The organism is Polaribacter sp. Hel_I_88 (assembly GCF_000687935.1).
Taxonomy (GTDB): Bacteria; Bacteroidota; Bacteroidia; order Flavobacteriales; family Flavobacteriaceae; genus Polaribacter.
Genome location: NZ_JHZZ01000001.1, coordinates 1,547,866 through 1,568,470 on the forward strand (window position 1 = coordinate 1,547,866; position 20,605 = coordinate 1,568,470).

The 20,605-nt window shown below is 28.4% G+C and carries 17 protein-coding genes; 13 read left to right on the plus strand and 4 right to left on the minus strand.

Going from position 1 to position 20,605, the window contains the following annotated elements:
- Nucleotides 1–46: 46 nt before the first annotated feature.
- The 6 genes from P161_RS0106975 (at nucleotide 47) to P161_RS0107000 (ending at nucleotide 2,974) form a co-directional block, all read left to right on the plus strand.
- A complete protein-coding gene (locus P161_RS0106975; RefSeq protein ID WP_026776303.1) occupies nucleotides 47–850 on the plus strand; it encodes a DNA adenine methylase in 804 nt (267 codons plus the stop codon).
- Nucleotides 851–922: 72 nt separating this feature from the next.
- Entirely contained in the window at nucleotides 923–1,126 is a 204-nt protein-coding gene (locus tag P161_RS0106980) for a hypothetical protein (protein ID WP_026776304.1), read from the plus strand.
- 17 nt (nucleotides 1,127–1,143) lie between these two features.
- Complete coding sequence (locus tag P161_RS0106985) at nucleotides 1,144–1,359, plus strand: hypothetical protein (RefSeq protein ID WP_026776305.1); 216 nt, start codon at nucleotides 1,144–1,146, stop codon at nucleotides 1,357–1,359.
- A complete protein-coding gene (locus P161_RS0106990) occupies nucleotides 1,356–1,955 on the plus strand; it encodes a hypothetical protein (protein WP_026776306.1) in 600 nt (199 codons plus the stop codon). Before P161_RS0106985 ends, P161_RS0106990 begins: the two co-directional genes overlap by 4 nt.
- Nucleotides 1,956–1,986: 31 nt before the next feature.
- The gene (locus tag P161_RS0106995; RefSeq protein WP_026776307.1) at nucleotides 1,987–2,544 is read left to right on the plus strand and encodes a hypothetical protein; all 558 of its coding nucleotides are present in this window, start codon (nucleotides 1,987–1,989) and stop codon (nucleotides 2,542–2,544) included.
- Nucleotides 2,534–2,974 (plus strand): hypothetical protein, encoded by a 441-nt coding sequence (locus P161_RS0107000; RefSeq protein ID WP_026776308.1) that lies wholly within the window; start codon nucleotides 2,534–2,536, stop codon nucleotides 2,972–2,974. The genes P161_RS0106995 and P161_RS0107000 overlap by 11 nt, the downstream gene beginning before the upstream one ends.
- Before the next feature lie 73 nt (nucleotides 2,975–3,047).
- Here P161_RS0107000 and P161_RS19480 read toward each other — a convergent pair whose 3' ends face one another.
- Entirely contained in the window at nucleotides 3,048–3,197 is a 150-nt protein-coding gene (locus P161_RS19480; protein WP_155810434.1) for a hypothetical protein, read from the minus strand.
- Nucleotides 3,198–3,325: 128 nt separating this feature from the next.
- On the opposite strand from P161_RS19480, the gene P161_RS0107010 reads away from it, so the two are divergent.
- Both P161_RS0107010 and P161_RS18215 read left to right on the plus strand, forming a co-directional pair.
- Nucleotides 3,326–5,218 (plus strand): hypothetical protein, encoded by a 1,893-nt coding sequence (locus P161_RS0107010; RefSeq protein WP_026776309.1) that lies wholly within the window; start codon nucleotides 3,326–3,328, stop codon nucleotides 5,216–5,218.
- A gap of 2 nt (nucleotides 5,219–5,220) precedes the next feature.
- Nucleotides 5,221–6,969: a hypothetical protein gene (locus P161_RS18215; protein WP_036841311.1), complete on the plus strand. Its 1,749-nt coding sequence runs from the start codon at nucleotides 5,221–5,223 to the stop codon at nucleotides 6,967–6,969.
- A gap of 72 nt (nucleotides 6,970–7,041) precedes the next feature.
- On the opposite strand, the gene P161_RS0107020 is transcribed toward P161_RS18215, so the two are convergent.
- A complete protein-coding gene (locus tag P161_RS0107020; protein WP_026776310.1) occupies nucleotides 7,042–8,163 on the minus strand; it encodes a CsgG/HfaB family protein in 1,122 nt (373 codons plus the stop codon).
- A complete protein-coding gene (locus P161_RS0107025; protein ID WP_155810435.1) occupies nucleotides 8,164–9,339 on the minus strand; it encodes a hypothetical protein in 1,176 nt (391 codons plus the stop codon). It abuts the gene before it with no gap.
- Nucleotides 9,340–9,708: 369 nt separating this feature from the next.
- Between P161_RS0107025 and P161_RS0107035 the strand changes: the two genes are divergently transcribed.
- From P161_RS0107035 to lepB, 5 genes are all read left to right on the plus strand, one after another.
- The gene (locus tag P161_RS0107035; RefSeq protein WP_026776312.1) at nucleotides 9,709–11,385 is read left to right on the plus strand and encodes a tetratricopeptide repeat protein; all 1,677 of its coding nucleotides are present in this window, start codon (nucleotides 9,709–9,711) and stop codon (nucleotides 11,383–11,385) included.
- A 127-nt stretch (nucleotides 11,386–11,512) separates the two neighbouring features.
- A complete protein-coding gene (locus P161_RS0107040) occupies nucleotides 11,513–15,430 on the plus strand; it encodes an RHS repeat-associated core domain-containing protein (protein WP_026776313.1) in 3,918 nt (1,305 codons plus the stop codon).
- Between the two features lie 2 nt (nucleotides 15,431–15,432).
- Nucleotides 15,433–15,744, plus strand: a complete 312-nt coding sequence (locus P161_RS0107045) for a hypothetical protein (protein WP_026776314.1) — start codon at nucleotides 15,433–15,435, stop codon at nucleotides 15,742–15,744.
- Nucleotides 15,745–15,748: 4 nt separating this feature from the next.
- Nucleotides 15,749–16,207, plus strand: coding sequence for a T9SS type A sorting domain-containing protein (locus tag P161_RS0107050; RefSeq protein WP_026776315.1), 459 nt, complete (start codon nucleotides 15,749–15,751; stop codon nucleotides 16,205–16,207).
- A gap of 104 nt (nucleotides 16,208–16,311) precedes the next feature.
- Nucleotides 16,312–17,346: a signal peptidase I gene (gene lepB / locus P161_RS0107055; RefSeq protein WP_081817000.1), complete on the plus strand. Its 1,035-nt coding sequence runs from the start codon at nucleotides 16,312–16,314 to the stop codon at nucleotides 17,344–17,346.
- Here the strand turns inward: lepB and P161_RS0107060 are convergent.
- Complete coding sequence (locus P161_RS0107060) at nucleotides 17,343–20,471, minus strand: efflux RND transporter permease subunit (RefSeq protein ID WP_026776317.1); 3,129 nt, start codon at nucleotides 20,469–20,471, stop codon at nucleotides 17,343–17,345. The genes lepB and P161_RS0107060 overlap by 4 nt on opposite strands.
- Nucleotides 20,472–20,605: the final 134 nt, after the last annotated feature.

Sequence of the window (20,605 nt, forward strand, 5' to 3'; positions counted from 1 at the left end):
GTGCAATTCGTAATTCTTCTTTATCCATCTTTAACCATCCACTGATATGTCAAAAACCCCAATTTCTTATTATGGAGGCAAACAAAACATGGTCACCACCATATTGCCACTCATTCCCAAACATCGAATCTATACAGAAGCCTTTTTTGGAGGTGGTGCTGTCTTTTTTGCAAAAGAACAAAGCGAATCAGAAACCATCAATGATATCCACAATATGGTCGTTAACTTTTATCAGGTAATTCAAACCAATTTTGAGGATTTAAAAGCCAAAGTCGAGGCGACCTTATTTTCAAGAGCGAGTTACAAAGTGGCATTGACCGTTTATAAAATGCCACACTTGTTTAGCAAACTTCAACAAGCTTGGGCCTTTTATATCGGAACTAATATGGGGTTTTCCTGTCAGATTGGTTCTTGGGGTTATGATAAATATGGAAAACAGGTGCTGAAACTCAATAACAAAAAAATAAAATTTAACGAAGAAATCTATCAGCGTTTAGAGCATGTACAGATTGAACATAATGATGCCAATAAAGTCATTAAAAGCAGAGACAATCCAGATGCTTTTCATTATGTAGATCCTCCTTATTTCAATTCCTGTCAATCTTTTTATAGTGGCTATACTGAGCAGGACTTTAGAGAACTTCTTGACACCTTATCGAATATCAAAGGAAAATTTCTACTGAGTAGCTACCCTTCTGAAATTCTTGATACCTACACTAAACAAAATGGCTGGCACACCAAAACCTTTGACAAACCTCTGTCTGCTAAAAAAGGAGTGGCTGGAAAATCAAGGGGTCGAAAAACGGAGGTTTTAACAGCTAATTACCCTATTTCAGGCGAAACACTCTAAAAATAGGAAAGGAGCTAGTCTCAAAATAGAAAAAAGAATACAAAAAAAGCATTAAATCTAAAACAATTAAATATGAAACAAATCGTCAACAAAATGATTGACCTCGACCTTAGAGGTTTTAAAGGAACTACTACAACACTGTTAGGTCTCTTTAAGCATATCGCTAAAAGAGAATCTTGGAGTGATGATGAGATTCAGTATGTAATTACTGAAGCTAAAAAACACAATGATCAAGACCATTTGGTTGAAACTATTCGTGAATACTGTAAATATTAATTTAAACATTAAAAACAATGAAAAAAGTAATTGAAAAAACTGTTAATCTCAACTTGGTTGGTGTTGATGGAAATGCCTTTATGGTTATGGGAATCTTTAGACGACAAGCTAAAAAAGAAGGATGGAGTTCTGAGGAAATAGAACTAGTAATGGATGAAGCTAAAAGTGGCGATTATGTTCACTTATTAGCGACCATTGAAAACCATTGTGAACCTAAAGACGAAGAAGAATGAAATTAAGAACCTATAAACAAATTTTGTTTTTCCTTAGTAGACTAGAATTCTTTTTAGAGTCTGAAAAACAAGCAAAGCCTTCACCTGAATTAGTGAAGCTTCAAACGGATAGTGAATTACGAGAAATGATTCACTGGCTGTATCGTGATGTGTGGAGTAAAAACGCACTTGGGTTTATGCAACGCTCAAAACTTTTAGAGTTAATCAATGGTGATTATGGCATTCTGCTCTGGACGATTCATCGTTTAGAAAAACAAATGATAGATACACCAAGCATTGCTCAAGAAGATATTGATGCTTTTTTCCAAAGAACCCAAAACGAAATCCATTATTTAGCTTCAAAACCTGTTGAGGAATGGGACGAATATGATACTTCCAATTATCGCAGTTTGCTGGTTAAAACAGGAATGACCAAAAAAGTCTTTGCCATATTTACCAGTGATGTTTTGGTTGAAGATGTGTATGCGGTTACGACAAAGCCGTCTTACTTTTTTGATACTAAGGAGGAAGCAGAAGCTGAAATAGACAACATCCTTATTGAAAAGAAATTTACTCGAGATGAACTCGTGGTGCATAGCCTTTGGCTACTTACTTAAAACTAAATATTAATTTTAAAATTGAATAAATATGAATGCAACTATCGTAGATGTTTTAATAGAAAACATCAAAACAGACCAAAGTCTTCTGGAACAAACAGAAGCACAAATTGAAACTGCAAAAGAAAATAAGAAAAACGTAGTAGATCGTCTAAAAGATTATAGACGTGATATTACTGTTCTCTTGAAATATGCAGATGATGAACAACGCAAGCGTATTGAGGAACTTGGTTTTGATTTTTCGGAATCAGAAAGAGGTCTCAATCCTGTAGCATCCTTAGTAATGGATATTATTATGAAAGCTAAAGACAATCAGCTTACCAATGAGCAATTGTATGAGGCTTATGTAAAATCCTTTAAGAATAAAGGTGATGCGTTTAATTATACTGAGTTTAATATTAAATGTCGTTCTCTGTTTAATACGCAACGCTTACTTCGTAAAAAAGGGACAGATCCAAAATCTTCAAGGGATGATATTGTTTCTTTAAATGGACGTGTACTTCCTAAAGAAGATGATACAGCAACTTCAAAAGTTGAAAATGCAAAGAAATCAAATTCTAACGCTAAAAAGCCTGCTCATGAAAAATGATAATTATTTAGACCTTTTTGAGAAACAGCAAAAAGCAATAGATCATTGTTTATGGCTCAATTTTAAATACAGAATTGCGGGTATTAGATTTGGTGTTATCAATGGTCCTCATAATAATTTTGCTGTTTGTGAACAAGCTACAGCTGAGGAAATGGAGATGGAGTTTTTAGATATTCTTCCAGAAAATCATTCTCAATTATCTTACAAACAACTTGATGTTATCAGGCAGAATCAAGAACCACTTCCTTTTTGGGAATCAATTATTGGAATTGTTTCTGTAGTTGATGGTGAAATTTTGCGGTATATCTTAGAACAAAAGATTCCGCTTGATAAAATCATTCGGCACGAACTCGCATTTCGAGGTTTTGATAAAAATCATCGATGGTGTGGGTTTGAAAGAGCTCGTGAAATTTGGTTTGATGAAAATTGAATACTTTAAAACACTCATTTATTTGAGTGTTTTTTTATTAGTTCCCATTTTGTGCGTATTCGAATTCCTAAAGTTATTTATTCAAGTTTAAATGATAAATATCCCATTTTTGAGCGTTCAATGTTTTCTTTTCTAATTTTTGGGCAATAACTACTCTTTCTCCATATGTTCTTAAAGTTATCATTCCATACTTTGCCACATTACTATCTTTAAGTCGATCCATTCTCTCTATCTGATTGATGTTCTTTTTCTGAGCCTTGAAAAAACAGTGGTTAGAATAAAGAGCTAAATGAAGTATATGATTTTTTGCTAATTAAATTTTTATATTCTAATTTAGATACAAAAAGTAAAATGAAAAATAATGTCCCAAGTTTATTTAAGTTGATTGATATTTTAATAAAAAATCAAGAAAATATTTTTGATTCATATGAAATAAAAAATTTCAATCAGCTTTTGAACTTGAATGTTGTATCAGTACGTGATACTAATTCTAAAAAAGCAAAAGTTAATTTCAATTCTGAATTCTTTAATTCTCAATTATTAAGCTATGCTGAATTAAAATTGAATAAGAAAATGGAAATAGATATTTCAAATTCAATGTTATTTGCTGATGAATTTGAGAAATATCTTAAGAAAAATAATAAGACTAAATACTTAAATCAATATGACTATCTTATCAACTCATTCAAATCTTGGATTATTATTTTCCTAAATAATGAAAATAATCTTGATGTAAATAATTTTTTATTGGAGCTTCCTGAAGAACATAAGGAAAGAGAAAAACACCTTGATTTATTTGAAAGATATTTTTTTAGAGCCTTGCCTTATATAGATCTGAGTGTTGAATTAACATATAATACTTTAGTTTATTCTTTTGTTAATGAAAGACATAGTCATAATGCTTTTCAGTATTTAGAAGAATTAACTAGTGAGGACTTATCTAAAGCAATTAAACTTTATGAATATGGGGTTGAGAATAACATTTTCAATAATATTAGTTTTTCTGGAAACCTGCTTTTAGGGATGTATAGAAATGGGTATTTAAAAGCATATGATATTTCTAAAAAACTATTTGGTGAGCATGAAAAAATTGCTTTATTTTTTTTTGGTAGAATCAATTACACTAATGATTCAAATATTGAAGAAATCATAAATTTTATAGATAAAGTTGATTTAACAAAACAGAATAATCTTAATGAATGTGTATATTTTTACGAAAATTTACTTAAGCTAGAATTAAATGATAAACTTAATAAAAAGTGTTTTGAAAAGTTTAGAGAGTACTACGAAAAAGGAGATGAAAATGAAAAAAAATGGATTATTTATAATTTATCTTGGCATATAAAAGGTTTTGAAAAAGAAAGATATGAGTTTTTACACTTTGTGTTAAAAACAGTTAAGAAGCCAAGTTTTTTAAAAGAATATTTTGGAACATTTGTAGACCCTAAACATTTTTTTCATTTTTTTTATATAAGTTATGCTAAGCATGGCTTTCAAACAGATTTGAATTATTTTGAAGGAGGGATTAATCATTTCTGGGAAAATTCGAAAACAGAAACTGAATTACATTTACTAGAATTGATATCTCAAGAAAATAAGATAATTAGAACAGGAACTATTAAGCTAATGTTGTTAGGGAATTGTGATATTAATTTACTTAATTTAAAAACTGAAATTGCTCAATTGAGAACTGTTGAGACAATTATAGACTTTCCTCATTCTTTTAATTTAATTCTGCCAATGCTTTTGTGTTTAAGAAAATCAAAGTTTAAACGTGTAATTAATGAAATTCAAAATGGATTAAGTGAAATGATTGTTAATTCATATCATGATGAGTTATTTAATTGGATTAAAGAAAGTATAGGTAAGAATGTGAAAGACATGAGATTTATTAAGCCTATAAAATCTGCTTTAGAGTCTTATCATAAGATAAAAGAGATTAAGAATGGAAATAGACATATTGATCCAATAGAAAATGAAAGAGGGTTAGCCGATTTGTATTATAGATTAGAGCATGAAAATAAAGCTAAAATGATAAGAGAAATTAATAAAGGTGATAATTCTTTTTTAAGTGCTATATCTAAATCAATTATTGTCGTTAGAGGTAATTCTTGGAAATCTGAAAATAATGATGAAATATCTCCATTAAATAAAATTGAAAGTTCATCATATATAGATATTAAGGCATTCAAAAATCCAGACTTATTTGAGTATAATTTAAATAATCCTAAAAGTAAATTTTAATTATGGATATTAAAGCAATTGTAGTAAAAAATTATCTCGAATCTTTAACAGAAAGTGAAGAATTAGATATGATTTTTCCTATTCTTTTAGAGTCTAAGGGTTTTGTTATCTTATCTAATCCGAAATTAACTAAAGGTTTTCCTCAATATGGTAAAGACATAGTTGCTGTTGGTAAGGATTTTAACACAGGTAAGTTGACAAAGTTTTATTTTGAAATTAAAGGAGGAAAAGACAGGCATGTTTCAAGTTCAACATTTAAAAAAGATGATGGGATTAAAGAGTCATTATTGGAGGCGAAATTTAAGAAGTTTGAAAGTTCTTATCCTAATTTTGATAATTTGCCTTTAAAAATAATTTTAGTCCATAATGGGGATTTAAAAGCTGGTGTCCAAGAAGTTTTTGAAGGCTTTATAAAAACAGAGTTTCCAGAGAATTCAATAATCAAATTTGAAAGATGGGGTATTTCTGATTTAGTAAAATATTTTTCTGAATATCTTTTTGGGGCATATTTATTAACTGACCAAAAAACAACTAAGCTTTTCAATAGAGTTCTAGTAAATTTTAATGTTAATGAAGGGGTTTCTGAGGATTTTAAAGAGTTATTAAATTTATTGATTGAAAGAAATGATTGGGAGGGATATAAAAGAACTATTCAAAGAAAATGGGTTTTATTATTTGAATCTTTAAAGTTGGTGTCATTTGTTATTTATTCGGAGTCAAAAGAGTATGAAAATTTAGATATAGCAAAAAGGTATGTTGAGTATTTGATAATTCGTTTTTGGTTTTGGATTCTAAAAAACAAATTAGAAAAAGATAAAATTATTTTAAAATACTTCAACCAAATATTTAAATTTTTCTATTTAATCTTATCCGAATATTTTATAAATACTTTAGACCTAGCTACTATCAAAGACGGTCTTTATTCTGAAAAAGGTGGGAGATATGAGGAAATAGGTTATACTTATAGGACTTTTGAATATTTAAAATACTTGTGTTTTCTAATTAATTTAGATTTGGTTAATGGAAAAGATGAGTATAGGGTTAAATTAAGAAATATACTATTGAATGTGATTAAAGCAAATAGTGTTAGTGCAAGGCCTTTATTAGATATTCATTCAAATGTTATAATAGATATTTTAATTATTCTTATAAAAAATGGAGAGCTTGATGAAGCTAAAACTTATTTGAAGGAGGTATTAGCTTATATAAAACTAGGTAAAGAAAATCATGATAGATTGCCTGATGCTAATAATAGTATTGAGAATGTAATTAAATTTACCGTAACTAGAAATAAACCTGTGTATTATTCTGATTCTACCTCTCCTTTGCTTTCGGTTTTGGTTGAGTTTGTTGCTATCTTAGGTTTAGAAAATGAGTTTAATATGGTTAAAAAGTTTGTTGAAAAGTATGATATTGGTTTGGGTATTTTTATTCCTCATCATGGAAATAATTCAAATTCAAAACATTTAATTGAAGACAAAATTAATGACTTAGAAGAACAATTGTTTTCTAAATCTGTTACTGATGGATATCAGTCAGAATTAAGATTAACTAAATTTGAAATTGAAACTTTTGATATTAATGCAAAGCTTTCATTTGAAGATTTTAAAGAAAAAATTAAACTAAGGGTAAGTGAGTTTGAGTATAATTATAGAACAGATGAGGCGGATCATAGGTACTTGAGAGATTTGGCACACATACACTATTTAACCCCTTATTTTCCTGATAAGTGGAGGTATTTAATTGGATAGATTTTTTTTCTTAAAACTCCATTTCAAACATCTATATATTCTTTAAAAGAATAAATTATACCCCTTAATTATTTAATTAAAATCATCCTTTGTTAATATGATGTTTTTATCACTTTTTAATATAAAAGTTGATTCTTGCGCCTTATACTTTGTAAAAGTTGTAATACTTTCAAATCTATAAAATCCTTTTGGTAATTGAATTTCACTAGAAGATTTACTACCTATAATAATTGACTCTGTTTCGTTATTTTTATTATAAAATGTCAGTTTCCTTGCATAATAATTTGGGTTATTAATTTTAATAGTAAATAATTTACCAGAAAAATCAGGTTTTATAATTTTTCCATTAGAAATAGTTTTAATAGGTTTATTGGTTATTTTTTGTAATTGTGAACTACATTTCTCAATGGTAAAGTCTCCTTTTGAAATAACATTAGAAGTACCAACAATATTTGTTCTATCTATCCTGTAAACCTCAAATGTATATGGACCAACATTTAAATCTTTAAAACAACCATCAGTATCAATTGGTATCACTAATTCTTTTTTATAATTGTAACTGTTACCAGAGTTTATAACCACTTTTACAGGAATTCCAGAATTATTAGAAAAACAATGGTTTCCAATATTTAGGGAATTACAGTTAGGGTTTTGGCTTTTGTTAACATTAGCTTTTGCTTTTTTATCATCCCAATTTTCTATTTCGAGGAATTGAGACATATCATAATCAATAGGTATTTTAGTTGAGTTAAATGAGATAATTTCACCTGTTTCTGTATCTGTCAATTTAATAGTTAAGTTGATAACACTACCAAAAACGTATACTTTTCCTGTAACGTATGCATCTGCAGCAATAAGCTTTCCAAAGTCTTTGGCTGTTTTTTTATCAATAAGTCTATTAGAATTTAATTGATGTTCAGCTAAATAACTATCAAGTGTTCCTCGATCCATTAGTTTAAAATTGTACTCTTTTGCTTTGAGTGATGTATGAAGCTCTTCAAAGATATGCAATGACAGATTACTTTCTTTTTTTTTCAAAGAAGTAAAGGGGTAAATAGCAATTACATAATCTTTTTTAATTCTTAAATCTTTGGCTATCTTAATGCTTATCTCTCCCATCTTGTCATCTAATGTTTGTGATTGTAGAGTAGCATAAAAGATTACAGCCAAAATAATAATTATCCTTTTTTTCATTTAAATACCTTTTTGAAATTCAATGTCTTCGATAGCTCTTTTTTTTGCTTCATTCTCAGATAATCCTGACCCTCTTCCTATGATGCTATTATTATCAATTTCTTTCTGGTTACTATTAGATCTAACAGTATAGGTCAAGGTAATATCACAAATAATTAATTTTTCGTCTAGGGTGCTTTTTGAAAATATATAATTTACTTTTCCTGTACAAGTATAGTTAGAAACGTTGGAATTATAATTCTTCTTAAAGTACATACTGATAACGTCATCTAAATTTTTATTATTAAATATGTTCACAGTTGTTTCTTTTGGAGCTTCTTTAATGATTGCACGAATATTTTCATCTTGACTTATAAAAGTCCTCATAATCTCTCTTGTAACAGGTTTTAAACTCTCCCTTGTCATTGGGTGACTCCCTTCCCTATTAAAAAAATCTATTTCATTTTTATTATTTGCATACCACACCATAGGTTCTCCTTGAGGAGAGAAAAACTCAGACTCTTTGGTTGGGTAAACTTTTCTAAAATCATTATTATTGATATTAATCTGATCAATTTTTGTGGAGGGTTGTTTAGACTTTTCTGTGTTAAAGAAAAAAGCAGAGATAACAATTGAAACTATGGAGAGAGCAACAACCCAAATTACATAATGCCGATTCTCTTTTATGGTATTTTCAATAGTAATAAAAATAGGTTTGTGAGAATCTTCTTCTTCATTAATTATTTTTTCTTCTAAATCTTTCCCCTTAGATACTTTTATAAGGATGTCTAACTCTTCTTCACTAATGAGCTTGGTAGAGTTGATTTCCTTCAAGGTGTCTTTTAAGTAAGTTTTAAAAGTCTGATATTTTTTATTCGTATACCAAAAGACGATACTATTTAATGTTTGAAAAGAAATTTTTGGATTATTTGAAATATTAAAAAAACGACCGAAAGAGGTTTTTGATACTTTTTTGTAGTTCAAAGTAAAAGATTCTAATTCTTCGCAAGCAGATGTAATACCATCTTCAAAGTAGCCCTTGTACTCTTCATCATTTTTAATTTTATTCGCTAAATAAATAGCTCCTAAAATATCTTCTCTGGTATTTATTAGTGCTCTGGACATATACTCAAAAGTACTAAAAAAAAGAAATATTTTCTTATATAATTTCCTTTCATGAACTTCATGAACTTTCATGAATTGGTATCCAAGATATGCTCAATTACTTTCGTACCAAGTTTAAACCACATGCTTTTGCGCAAGGCAAATTGTATAATCTTCAAAGTGAGAAATCATAGGCTCTCATTTTGTTCAATACCAAGATGTCATGAAGGTACGTATAATGTATTTATTCTTGATGGGTATTCTAACTTTATCTTTAAGTTCATGTACTATGAACGATGACGAGCTTCTAATGGAATTGCACGCCACAGGAGATGAGATAGACGATCCAGTAGAACCAGACCGAGAGGATAATTAATTAGAATCTCAAGAATTGCAAACCTCTTGAAGTTAGAGGTTTGCTTTTTTTATTAAAAATTCAAAATAAACATTTATTTTTGAAATATGAATATTTTTTCTAATCGTTTTCCAATATCTGTATTCACGCTGTTGACTCAACTTATACTTTTGATAAGTTTTGTTGGATGCCAGAATAGTAAAACATCAAACAAAGAATTAATAAAAATTCCTAATGATGTTGATTCATTGTATATTTTGGCAAAAGAGACTAAAAATGATTCACTTCTCAATCTTGCACTCAAATCGTACATCAAAACCTACTATCGTAAACAAGACTGGAAACCTTTTCACGAATATCTGAAAGAACACTTATCTCTAACTTCTCGTATTGGAGATACTACTTCTTATGCTAGAACTTTAGAATACAAAGCAGGATATTTTAATAAACAAAATGAAATAGATAGTGCTTATTACTACTATGCGCAAAGTCTTAAACTTTATAAGGCAACACAAGACTCATTAAATATCGGTTTTGGTCTATTAAATATAGCGATTATTCAAAAAAACTTTCGAGATTATCCACGCAGTATCCATAATTTAAAACAGTCATTGTTATTTATGGAAGGTAAGGCAAGTGCAAGACGCATTTCCTCAAGTTATAATACGTTAGGAATCAACTTTAATTACATGAATGCTTATGATTCGGCTCTGGTATACCATAAAAAATCAAAAGAATTAAGAGAAACAATAAAAAACCAAGCATATCTTATTCAGTCACTCAATAACATTGGAAAAGTATATGAGGACAAAGGCAATTACACTATTGCTCTGGATTATTATGAAAGGGCGTTAAGTTATGACTCCATAATTATTGAATATCCAAAAACTAGAGCAACTTTAATTGATAATCGAGCTCATAGTCTTTTTTTGTTAGATAAAAATAAAAATAGTATTGAAGAAGATTTTTTGGCTGCTCTAGCCATTAGAGATAGTCTAGATGATGCTTATGGAAAAACAGTGAGCTATATCCATCTGGCTAAATTCTATGGATTTCAAAATAACAGTAGAAAAGCCAAGTATTATACAAGACAAGCAGAAGCAATTGCTAAAAATATTAATGACCACCAAAATCATTTAGAAACTTTAGAGTTACAAATTCTTCTTTTTGATGGAGAGGATAAGCAACGTGCCTTGAATTATTATAAACATATTCGAGATAGTCTTGACTTTGGAGACAAAACCAAATTAGAGAGCTTATATGATGTTGAAGAAAAAGTCTCCACTAGTAAGAGCATCATTGATACTCAAAAAAAAGAAATAATACTTCTAAAAGAAAGTAAGTGGTGGATAATGCTTTTTGTTTTATTTATTATTGTACTATTTGCTACCATAGTAAACTATATTAATAATAAAAAGAGAAAAAAAGAAAAAGAGTTAGATAGAATTAAAGAGTCTGCACTCCAAATGGTTTATCGAGGTAAGGTTGAACCCCAAGCTGAAGAATTTCATAACTACTTGGAAGAAACATTTAATTTAAACAAGAATCCTGCGCTCTTTCAATTTCTTATACTTCGAGGAGCTGGAAAGTCAGAAAGAGAAATAGCAGATATTTCTGATGTAAGCATAGGGGCAATAGAAAAAAGAAGAAATAGATTAATTAAACATCTTAAAAAACTCTTGGATATTTCTCCTAATGATTTTTTTTCAATTAAGGATTTTTACAATATAGAGTTAAAAAAATTTCGAAAAGAGAACAATAAAAACTTAACAGACCAAAAGTAAGGTTTATATATGTACCCCTTAAGGGTTACATATATGATTATCAGTGAAATAAAATATTTTTTACACTGAATTTTATTTTATTTTTATTAAGATTGTACTTGATATATTATAACACAAGGTACATCTTATGAAAAAAATTATTCCTTTTTTATTGTTTTTTTTAGTATTAAACAGTTTTTCTCAAACATTAGACAAAGTATTTCTTACTAACGAGGTTTTTAGAGTAATTTATGGTAATGGAGCTGATCCTGATGATTATCCCGCTGCTCATTATCCAGCGGTCTATAATGAATTACAAGCCAATGGAGGATTTGAGAAAAAAGCAAAATTATTAATCTATTTAGAGTTTAAAGATAATGTACCTGTATTTAGAAGAGATTTAAGTTCTTTTAACATTAAATCCGTTCCCTTTAGAACAAGTGTAATAAAAGTTCTTTTGGAGGCATTTAAAGTTCCATTAAATACAAATGGTTCACTTCACTACAATGACGTTGATTCAAACACTTTGTATTACGAGCATCTTCTCACAGCATATAATCTCGGAATGCTTCCTAATTCATCTTCTTTAAATCCAGAAAATGGTATTTCCTATAATGAATTTCTTGAGTATGTTAAATTTTTAGAAAGTTCATCTTCTGTTGATGCTCCAACGCAGTCAGAACTTAAAGATGAAGAAAACTACTTTAGACCAGGTATATATAGTCCTGAAACACTAGGTCAATTCAGAGGAATTGAACAAGGGGTTTTTAGTCATTATGCTAAAAATAGCTTTGCAATCCCAGATCGTAAAATGAACTTAAATTTCTCTCATTTTTACAGCACTTCTATGGTAGAAATTCCTGAGGGATATTATCCTATAAAGCCTTTGGGGCGCGGTTGGTCTCATAGCTATAATTCCTACATAGTAAGAGAAAATAATGTAGGAAATGAAAAAATTGATTATTACAATATTGTTTGGCCAGATGGCACTATTCATATATATAATAAAGATGATAATAAGTATGTAACTCTTGGAGTATATGATGAATTTGATGATAACTCTTCTACAATTTATATTACAAAAAAAAATCAGGTTCGTTACAAGTATGAGAAATTAGACTCAGATAGACTTATTTTTTATCTGACGGAAATTCAAGATTCCAATGGAAATGAGATTACTATTGACTATGAAAATGCAGAAGAAGATGATACCAAACGTATAGAATATGTAGAATCCCCTTCTGGAAAAAAACTTCGATTTGAATATGCTAGTAATACGGATTATATTAAAGACATTACAGATCCAATAGGAAGAGAGATACGGTTTGATTTAGACGATGATGACGATAATAGACTGGAAAATTTCTATGATGCAAAAGGAAATCGAACTCGATATAGTTATATTGAGAATGATGCTGAAGCCCCATTATCTGAACAAATTAATCGGTTTCTTTTAGATGAAATAAAGTTACCCAAAGGAAACGAAATAAAAGCAACATATAATAGCGATAATGCCAAGCTTTCTTCATACAGAATAAACAATGATGACGAGATAGATATTGATGTAAAATTTGATTATGAGTCTAATGAATTTACTTCTAAAGTAAAAATCCCGACAGCTGGTGGTAAAACACTTACCCAAAATTATACATTTAACGCAAATGGATTAGTAACTGTATATGACAGTGATATAGACAACATTACCATAGAGTATCCAACATCAGGGAAAAATATTTTGCTTCCTAATAATACCAATACCAATGGGATTGATGTTGAATATGACTATGACTCTAATGGAAATGTAACCAAAATTGATAAGGAAAATGGAGGTGTTGTGGAAGAGTTTGAATACGATAGCGATAATAACTTAACGAAATATATCGACCCTAATGAGAACGTAACCCAATTCTTTTATGATAGTGATGAAAACTTACTACAAGTAATAGATGCTATTGGAAATTCCATCCACTATAGTTATGACACTTATGGTCAACTTACCTCCATAGTTAACCAAGAGAACATTGAAGTTAAGTACAAGTATGAGGATGATGGAGTAGTATCTTCTATAACTGCACCTAAAGGAATACAAAGTACATTTTCATATGATGGAATTAACCGACTTTTAAAAAGAGTTGATAATGGACTCGTATCTCAATATAAATATGACGAAAATGATAACTTGACTTCATTCACCAATTCTGGGAATTTTACAACAAGTTACAGCTATGATACCAATGATAATCTAACCTCTATTGTAAACGCAAAGAATGTCGCAACATCATTCACCTATGATGAGCAAGATAGAGTTATTGAAGAAACTTTTGGTAGCCATACCAAACACTATGAGTACTCTGATGAGGGTTTTTTAACAGAATTTATTAAACCTTCTGGAACTGACATTGATTATAAATACGATAACGATGGAAGACTTGAGGAAACAGGAACTATTACTGATATTGATTATAATAATAGAAATTTGTTAGAAGATGTATCTAACGCAAGTGGAAAAGTTTCATTTAGATATGACAATTTAAACCTTGTAGAGCGTGTAACCACAACCCACGGATATAGAATTGAATATGATTATGAAGATACGGGTAGTCTTGATGATATTGAATACCCAACAATCAATGGAGTAGAGTTGGAAACCCACTACTTATATGATGATAAAAATCGAGTGACAAAAATTGAGTTATTAAGAAATATCGGTCAAGATAATTTGATTTTAGCAGAGTACAAATATCTAAAAGACGATAGAATAGCACACATAGATTTAGCTAACAATTTTAGAATAGATTATAGATACGATGAAGCCGGCAGAAGGGACTATGTTTCTCATGTGGATTTAAATTCAGGAAATCCAATTTATGAAGGAAAGTTTATTTTAGATGTTCATGGAAATATTACTAAAGCTTCAGAGTCATTACCCTTTGCAGCTGTAGATTCAAATTCAAGCAGTAGTAGCAACAATAGTTACTCATACAATCAAAATAATCATATAACTCAAGGCAGTGGCATTCCCATTTCTGTTAATGAAGATGGAAATACCACTTCGATTGATTCAGGAATTAGTTTAAATTATGATATTGATGATCGTTTAATAAGCTATTCAGATATTGACAATGACTTTGAGTTTAAGTACAATGGATTTGGTCAAAGAATTGAAATGTCTAAAGATGGAGTAAACACCAAATTCATTCGAGATGTTTTGCAAGACAATATTCTTGTAGAGCTAGATCAAAATAACAACCCAATATATTATTATATCTATAGCCCAACAGGAATGCTTATTGCACGAATGAAACCCAATGGTGATTTGCAATACTATCATGGAGATATTAGAGGTAGCACTATTGCAATTACTAACGAGTCAAGAGAAGTTACTCATAAATATTTTTATGATGATTTTGGTGAAATCACCAAAATAGTTGAGCCTGATAATGATAGCAATAGATTTAGATATGTTGGAACTTATGGAGTTGAATATGATACTGAAGATTTATTTTACATGCGTGCACGATATTATAAGCCTACGATAGGTAGATTCTTAACCGAAGACCCTGTTTGGAGTAATAATTTGTATCCGTATGCGGATAATAATCCGATTAGTAGGATTGATCCTAAAGGAACAAAATCTTTTCCTGCGTTATTTAAAGAAGAGAAATATAAAGATTCTAACGGTAATACAATATCTAGTATAGAGGCTTTTAGAATTCAGCATAGTGGTAAAGTAGAGAGTGAAATAATTTATGGCGAATCAAGAATTCCTATTATAGGATATAAACATCCTAATGATACGGATAAAAACTATCGATTTGTTCAGCTAAAAAACGGGAAACAAGTAGATATGATACATTTTTTTGTTGTTGGAAGAAGAGGTCATTTATTAGGTTTTGCTAAAGAAATACAGCAGTTTGTTATGGGGTCTAAAAGTGCTTTCAACCCTCAAGATGTTTATTCCAATGAACTAGGAATTCAGTTCTTCAAATCCTTTGATGATTTATTAAAAGATAATCCTGATAAAATATCAGAATATATATCAATTTATTTCAATCAATTTAACTAAATATGACTAAAAGAAAAACAATTAAATCAGCTATAATATTATTTTTATTAATAATATTATCAAGTTTATTTTATAATATAACCATTACTAAATCTCAAGAGCGTAGTATTAATTCTGCAAAAAAAATAGAAATTGGAATGACGTATTCTGAAGTTTTTTCTGTAATGAAAGATAAAAACGTCCCCTGTATAAAACCATTTAATTATTGCGATAATTTATTACTATATGATACTCACAATGATAGCTTTCCTTATATAGAAGTTACATTTGATAGGAGCCAAAAAGTCAAAGAAGTGTATATTCCTAAATTTTAAAAAAATGAAAATAAAAATTAAATATTTATTCCTTCTTATATGCATTTCAGCATATACTCAAGGAATAGTAGAAACAACTTATGAGTACGACAACCTAAACCGTTTGGTAAAGGTTGTTTTTACTGGAGAAAAAGAGAAAAACTATGTCTATGATGATTTAGGAAATAGAATAGTGCTAAATATTACAACTCTAAGTATTGATGCTGAAATCTTAAAAAACACTATCACAGTCTACCCCAACCCAACAGATAGTTTTTTAAACATTCAATTACCGCAAACTATTCTTGGTGAAAATATCTCTATTGTACTCTATGATATCAATGGAAAACAAATTAAAAAATCCGAAATAAAAGTAAAAGATAATTCTGCAATGATTAATGTAGAAAATTTATCAAAAGGAGTTTATCTCTTACATATTAAAAATGAAGATAAAAAATGGTCTCAACTTTTTATTAAGAAATAAATAATCATTTTGTCTGTTTGGAGACCAATCTAAGGCCTTAGTATTAAGTAATTAATTTTATTTTAAAATTCACTAAATTTAGATAAAAAAACTATTTTTGAAAAATGGTAAAACTATTTATAAAAGGAGTTTTTATTTTAGGGGTTATAGGAGTACTGCTTTTCTTCCTTTGGTCTAAATTATTGATAGTTTCATTAGTGCTTCTTATCGTTTTAGATACCATTACACTTAATAAAATTTATTTTTTCTTAAAAACTAATTTATCAAAAATAGTTCTATCGGTTATTAGGTATGTTTATATTATTATTCTACCAATTCTATTTACAGTTTTTATTAGAACCTTTTTCTTTGATGTTTATTATGTTCCCTCTAGTTCTATGGAAAGAACCTTATATCCTGGAGATTATGTGCTGATTAATAAATTTAGTTATGGAGTAAAACTTCCAAAGCATCTTAGAAATTTACCCGTTATTGGAAACTTATTTGATTCACCAGAAAATGAATATAATTTATATAGAATGTTAAACTCTTTTGCAAAATTTGAGAGAGAAAATATTGTAGTTTTTAAAGCAATAGATAATTCAGATAAATTTTTAATTAAAAGGATTATAGGTTTATCCGGAGACACTATACAAATTAAAAAAGCAAAAGTTTTTATTAACTCTAAAGAACTCAAACAAAATCAAAATTACACTTACAGCTACATTTATAATCAAGAAAATAATGTCACTATACATCAAAATTATTCTAATAAAGAATATGCAGCACTTTCAGATAACGAAAGAAAAAAACACAAAATAAACATAGAAGAAAAAACAAACTATAATTATTTCTTATTCCCTTTAAGTAAACAAGATGAATGGACAAGAGATAATTATGGAAAACTAATTATTCCAAAAAAAGGAATGAAAATTGAATTAACAGAAGAAAACATATCAATCTATAATGCTTCAACAACCAATTTTGAAAATACAGATTTATCAAAATTAACAGATACTACCTATATCTTTAAAAATAATTATTTTTTTATGATGGGAGATAATAGACACTATTCTATAGACTCAAGAAGTTTTGGTTTTGTTCCAGAAAGTTATATACAAGGAAAAATGATTAAAATATTTTCTTTTAATGATGACTAATTTTGAATTACTCTCTTTTTCAAAGTAAACAAAGGCAGATAAAACAAAATACCTATAATAGAAAAAACTAGTCCTCCAATAGTTCCTGCTCCTAAAGCAAACCAAAATACCTCATTTTGACCATCTTTTATAAATGGAATAAATCCTAGAATTGTTGAGATAATAGTAAGTGTAATTGGAAATATTTTTTGTTTAAAAGCTTCAATATATAATTCTAGATAATTTTCATTTGGCTTTTGTTTTCTTAGCTTATTAAAACCATTAATTATAAATATAGATGCATTTACAGTTATTCCACTTAATAAAACAAAACTAGCTAAACCACCTTGATCAAAATTAAAATCGAAAAGATAAAAAGTTAGAAAAACTCCGATAAAAGATATTGGTATTACACTTAAAATAATAAATGGCTGTTTTAGACTCTCAAATAAAATAGCACATATAAAATAAATAATTACTAAAACAAGCAACAATAAAAAAGTATAGTTATTATTTTTATCATCATTTAAAAACCAGTTATTTTGAGAACTTTCAAATTGATATCCTAAGGGCAATTTTAATTTAAGTTCTTCTAATTTTGTTTTTAAAAACTTTGCACCAAACTTTGCAGAACCTGTATATTGAAATTGAACCAATCGAATATATTCTTGATTTTCTTTATAAACACTTTCCTCTTCCCTTTCTTTGGATGTAACTGCTATATTTTTTAAAACAATAGGAGTATGCAAGCTATCTAAGGGCGTATTTTTTATTGCCCATAAATCAAAAGTTTTAGAATTATCAGATTCTAATCGAATTGGCATATATTTTCCTTTAATATTTATAGAAATATCAGATTGTTTAGAAAGTGTTAAAGATTTTAATTCATTATAGATTTTAGAAGGATCACTATTTCTTAACGCTATTTGCTCTTTATCTAAACTAAAAAGATATTCAAATGAAGGTTTTTTAGACCAATAAGAATTTTCTTTTATCAGAACTTTTTGAATTCTTGGGTGTTTTTCTAAAGCTGTTTTTAAAGTATCTGCCCAACTATTTAGATCATCATAATTATAACCTTTTGCTTTAACAGTGAAATTAACAGGGTCATTACTACCTCCACCTGAACTAAAGCCATTACCTACACCATATACATTCCAGTCTATACCACCAAGATCTAAAACTTTTCTTACTAATCGTGCTTTTAATATAAAAGGGAAAGAGGATTCTTTAAAGGCATCTTTAAAAGTAATTTCCATTCTAGCATTATCTCCACTATAAATAGTACTTGTGTATTGTTTAATCTCTATAAATTGTTGCAAGTAGTTTTCAATGGCTAAGTATGCTTCATTCATTTGATGCACAGTAGCTCCTTTTTCCATAGAAGCAGATACATATAGTTTTGTTTCTTCATTTCTATTGTAGTATGCATTTTCAAAAACATAATAATTAAAAAGACGAAAACTTCCTCCTAAATATCTGTCTAAATGTGGTCGAATATTCTCTCTATACCATCCATTCCCTAACGTATTGTTGTATGCTTTTTCAAAGAATGTAGTATTCGTTTCTATTTTCTGAGGCAACATAAAAAAAGGAATTCCGAATATTAGAATAATAAAAATAAGAGCTATTTTTTTAAATCTCAATAAAACTTTTAGGAGCTTTTGATATGAAGTATAAAACTTTTCTTCAAATTTTAATTTCCATTTATTAGTGATTGTAGGTTTTAAAGGGATTTTTTCTAATAAAGCAGGTATTAAAAACAAGGCAACAAAAAGCGAAACACTCAAGTTAATAATAATAACAAGTGCAAAATCAATAAGATTTACCTTATAAGCATCATCTAAAAAATAAATAATTGAAAGTGCACCTACTGTTGTTAAAGTAGATGCTAAAATTGGTACAAATGCATTTCTATTTCCTTGTTTTTTAATATGATCAATCATCACAATACTATTGTCTATAATTAAACCGAGAGAAATAGTTATTCCCGCTAAAGAATATAATTGAATTTCTACTTTAAATAGATAATACAGTAAAAAGGCAATGCCTAAGTTAGCTACCAAACTAATTACAGTAATTAATAAATATTTAAAACTCTTACTTGTAAGTAGTATAAATAAAAGTAAAATTAGAACTGTATAAGAAGATCTTTCATAAATTTTATTTAATTCTGTTTCTAAATATTCAGTTGCATTATAAGTTTCAATAATTGAATATCCATTTGGAAGTAAAGTTTGTATTTCTTGCAGTTTTTCACTTACCCTTTTTACCAACACAATTGTATTTGCATTTTTATTAGCGTAAATAGATAAAGTTATAGCATTTTTACCACTTACCCTGTAATAACTTTGGGTCTCTTGCTCTTGCTCTAAAATTTTTGCAATATCATCTAAATAAATAATTCTTTCTCCAACCTTTTTTATAGGAATATGCCAGTTTAATTCATTATTCGTGTTAATAGATAAAGTAATATATTCTTTTTTGTAGAAAATAGCCCCTAAACTTTGTTTAGTAAATTGTTGTTGCAAAGAAGTAATAATATCTTGTTTATTTATAGAAAGTTGCTTTAGTAATTGAAAATTATAATTAATAATAAATTCTTTAGGAGTTGCACCATATACTTGAGTTTTATCTACGCCCTGTATTGCACCAATAATTGGTTCTATTTGGTTTTTTACCGTTTCTTGAATTGCAAATGGACTTTGTTTAGCATTAATGCTAAAAGACAAAAAAGCGCGCTCATTCTCTTTATTAGGTTTATTTACGCTTAAAGTTGGATAACTAACTTTTTCTGGAAGTTTTTTATAAAGCTGTCTAATAATGGTTGCAATTTCAAAACGTACAAAGTCTATGTTTGTATATCTATTAAACTCTAAAGTTATATTACCATTTCCTTTAGAAGATTTAGAGTTAATTTTGGTTAACCCTTTTACAACACTAAAACCACCTTCTAAAATATTTGTTACTTCCCTTTCTGTTGCATAGGCAGATGCATTTGCCCAATTGTAACTTATATTTAAGGAAGGTAATGACTCACTTGGATTTAATCTAATTGATAATTTAGGAAGTAATAGAAAACCTAAAAAGCTTAAAATTAAGTAAGCAATAAAAATTTTAAAATAGGAGTTTTTTTTTGAATTCAACTTTTTAGTTTTAATAATACAAAATAAGGTTAAAAATTTAAATTTTAGGTAAAAAATTTTATTAGAATAATTTAAAATGGTCAAACATTACTATAAATAATGTTTTTCTATTCTTTTATAATTTGTAGATTTAG

Bases quoted from the DNA above. Each gene is read 5' to 3' on its own strand.
- P161_RS0107045 (WP_026776314.1), top strand. From the start codon at position 15,433: ATGACTAAAAGAAAAACAATTAAATCAGCTATAATATTATTTTTATTA.
- P161_RS0107000 (WP_026776308.1), top strand. From the start codon at position 2,534: ATGAAAAATGATAATTATTTAGACCTTTTTGAGAAACAGCAAAAAGCA.
- P161_RS0106995 (WP_026776307.1), top strand. From the start codon at position 1,987: ATGAATGCAACTATCGTAGATGTTTTAATAGAAAACATCAAAACAGAC.
- P161_RS0106975 (WP_026776303.1), top strand. From the start codon at position 47: ATGTCAAAAACCCCAATTTCTTATTATGGAGGCAAACAAAACATGGTC.
- P161_RS0106980 (WP_026776304.1), top strand. From the start codon at position 923: ATGAAACAAATCGTCAACAAAATGATTGACCTCGACCTTAGAGGTTTT.
- lepB (WP_081817000.1), top strand. From the start codon at position 16,312: ATGGTAAAACTATTTATAAAAGGAGTTTTTATTTTAGGGGTTATAGGA.
- P161_RS0106985 (WP_026776305.1), top strand. From the start codon at position 1,144: ATGAAAAAAGTAATTGAAAAAACTGTTAATCTCAACTTGGTTGGTGTT.
- P161_RS0107040 (WP_026776313.1), top strand. From the start codon at position 11,513: ATGAAAAAAATTATTCCTTTTTTATTGTTTTTTTTAGTATTAAACAGT.
- P161_RS0107010 (WP_026776309.1), top strand. From the start codon at position 3,326: ATGAAAAATAATGTCCCAAGTTTATTTAAGTTGATTGATATTTTAATA.
- P161_RS0107050 (WP_026776315.1), top strand. From the start codon at position 15,749: ATGAAAATAAAAATTAAATATTTATTCCTTCTTATATGCATTTCAGCA.
- P161_RS0107035 (WP_026776312.1), top strand. From the start codon at position 9,709: ATGAATATTTTTTCTAATCGTTTTCCAATATCTGTATTCACGCTGTTG.
- P161_RS0107020 (WP_026776310.1), bottom strand. From the start codon at position 8,163: ATGAAAAAAAGGATAATTATTATTTTGGCTGTAATCTTTTATGCTACT.
- P161_RS0106990 (WP_026776306.1), top strand. From the start codon at position 1,356: ATGAAATTAAGAACCTATAAACAAATTTTGTTTTTCCTTAGTAGACTA.
- P161_RS18215 (WP_036841311.1), top strand. From the start codon at position 5,221: ATGGATATTAAAGCAATTGTAGTAAAAAATTATCTCGAATCTTTAACA.
- P161_RS0107025 (WP_155810435.1), bottom strand. From the start codon at position 9,339: ATGAAAGTTCATGAAGTTCATGAAAGGAAATTATATAAGAAAATATTT.
- P161_RS19480 (WP_155810434.1), bottom strand. From the start codon at position 3,197: ATGGATCGACTTAAAGATAGTAATGTGGCAAAGTATGGAATGATAACT.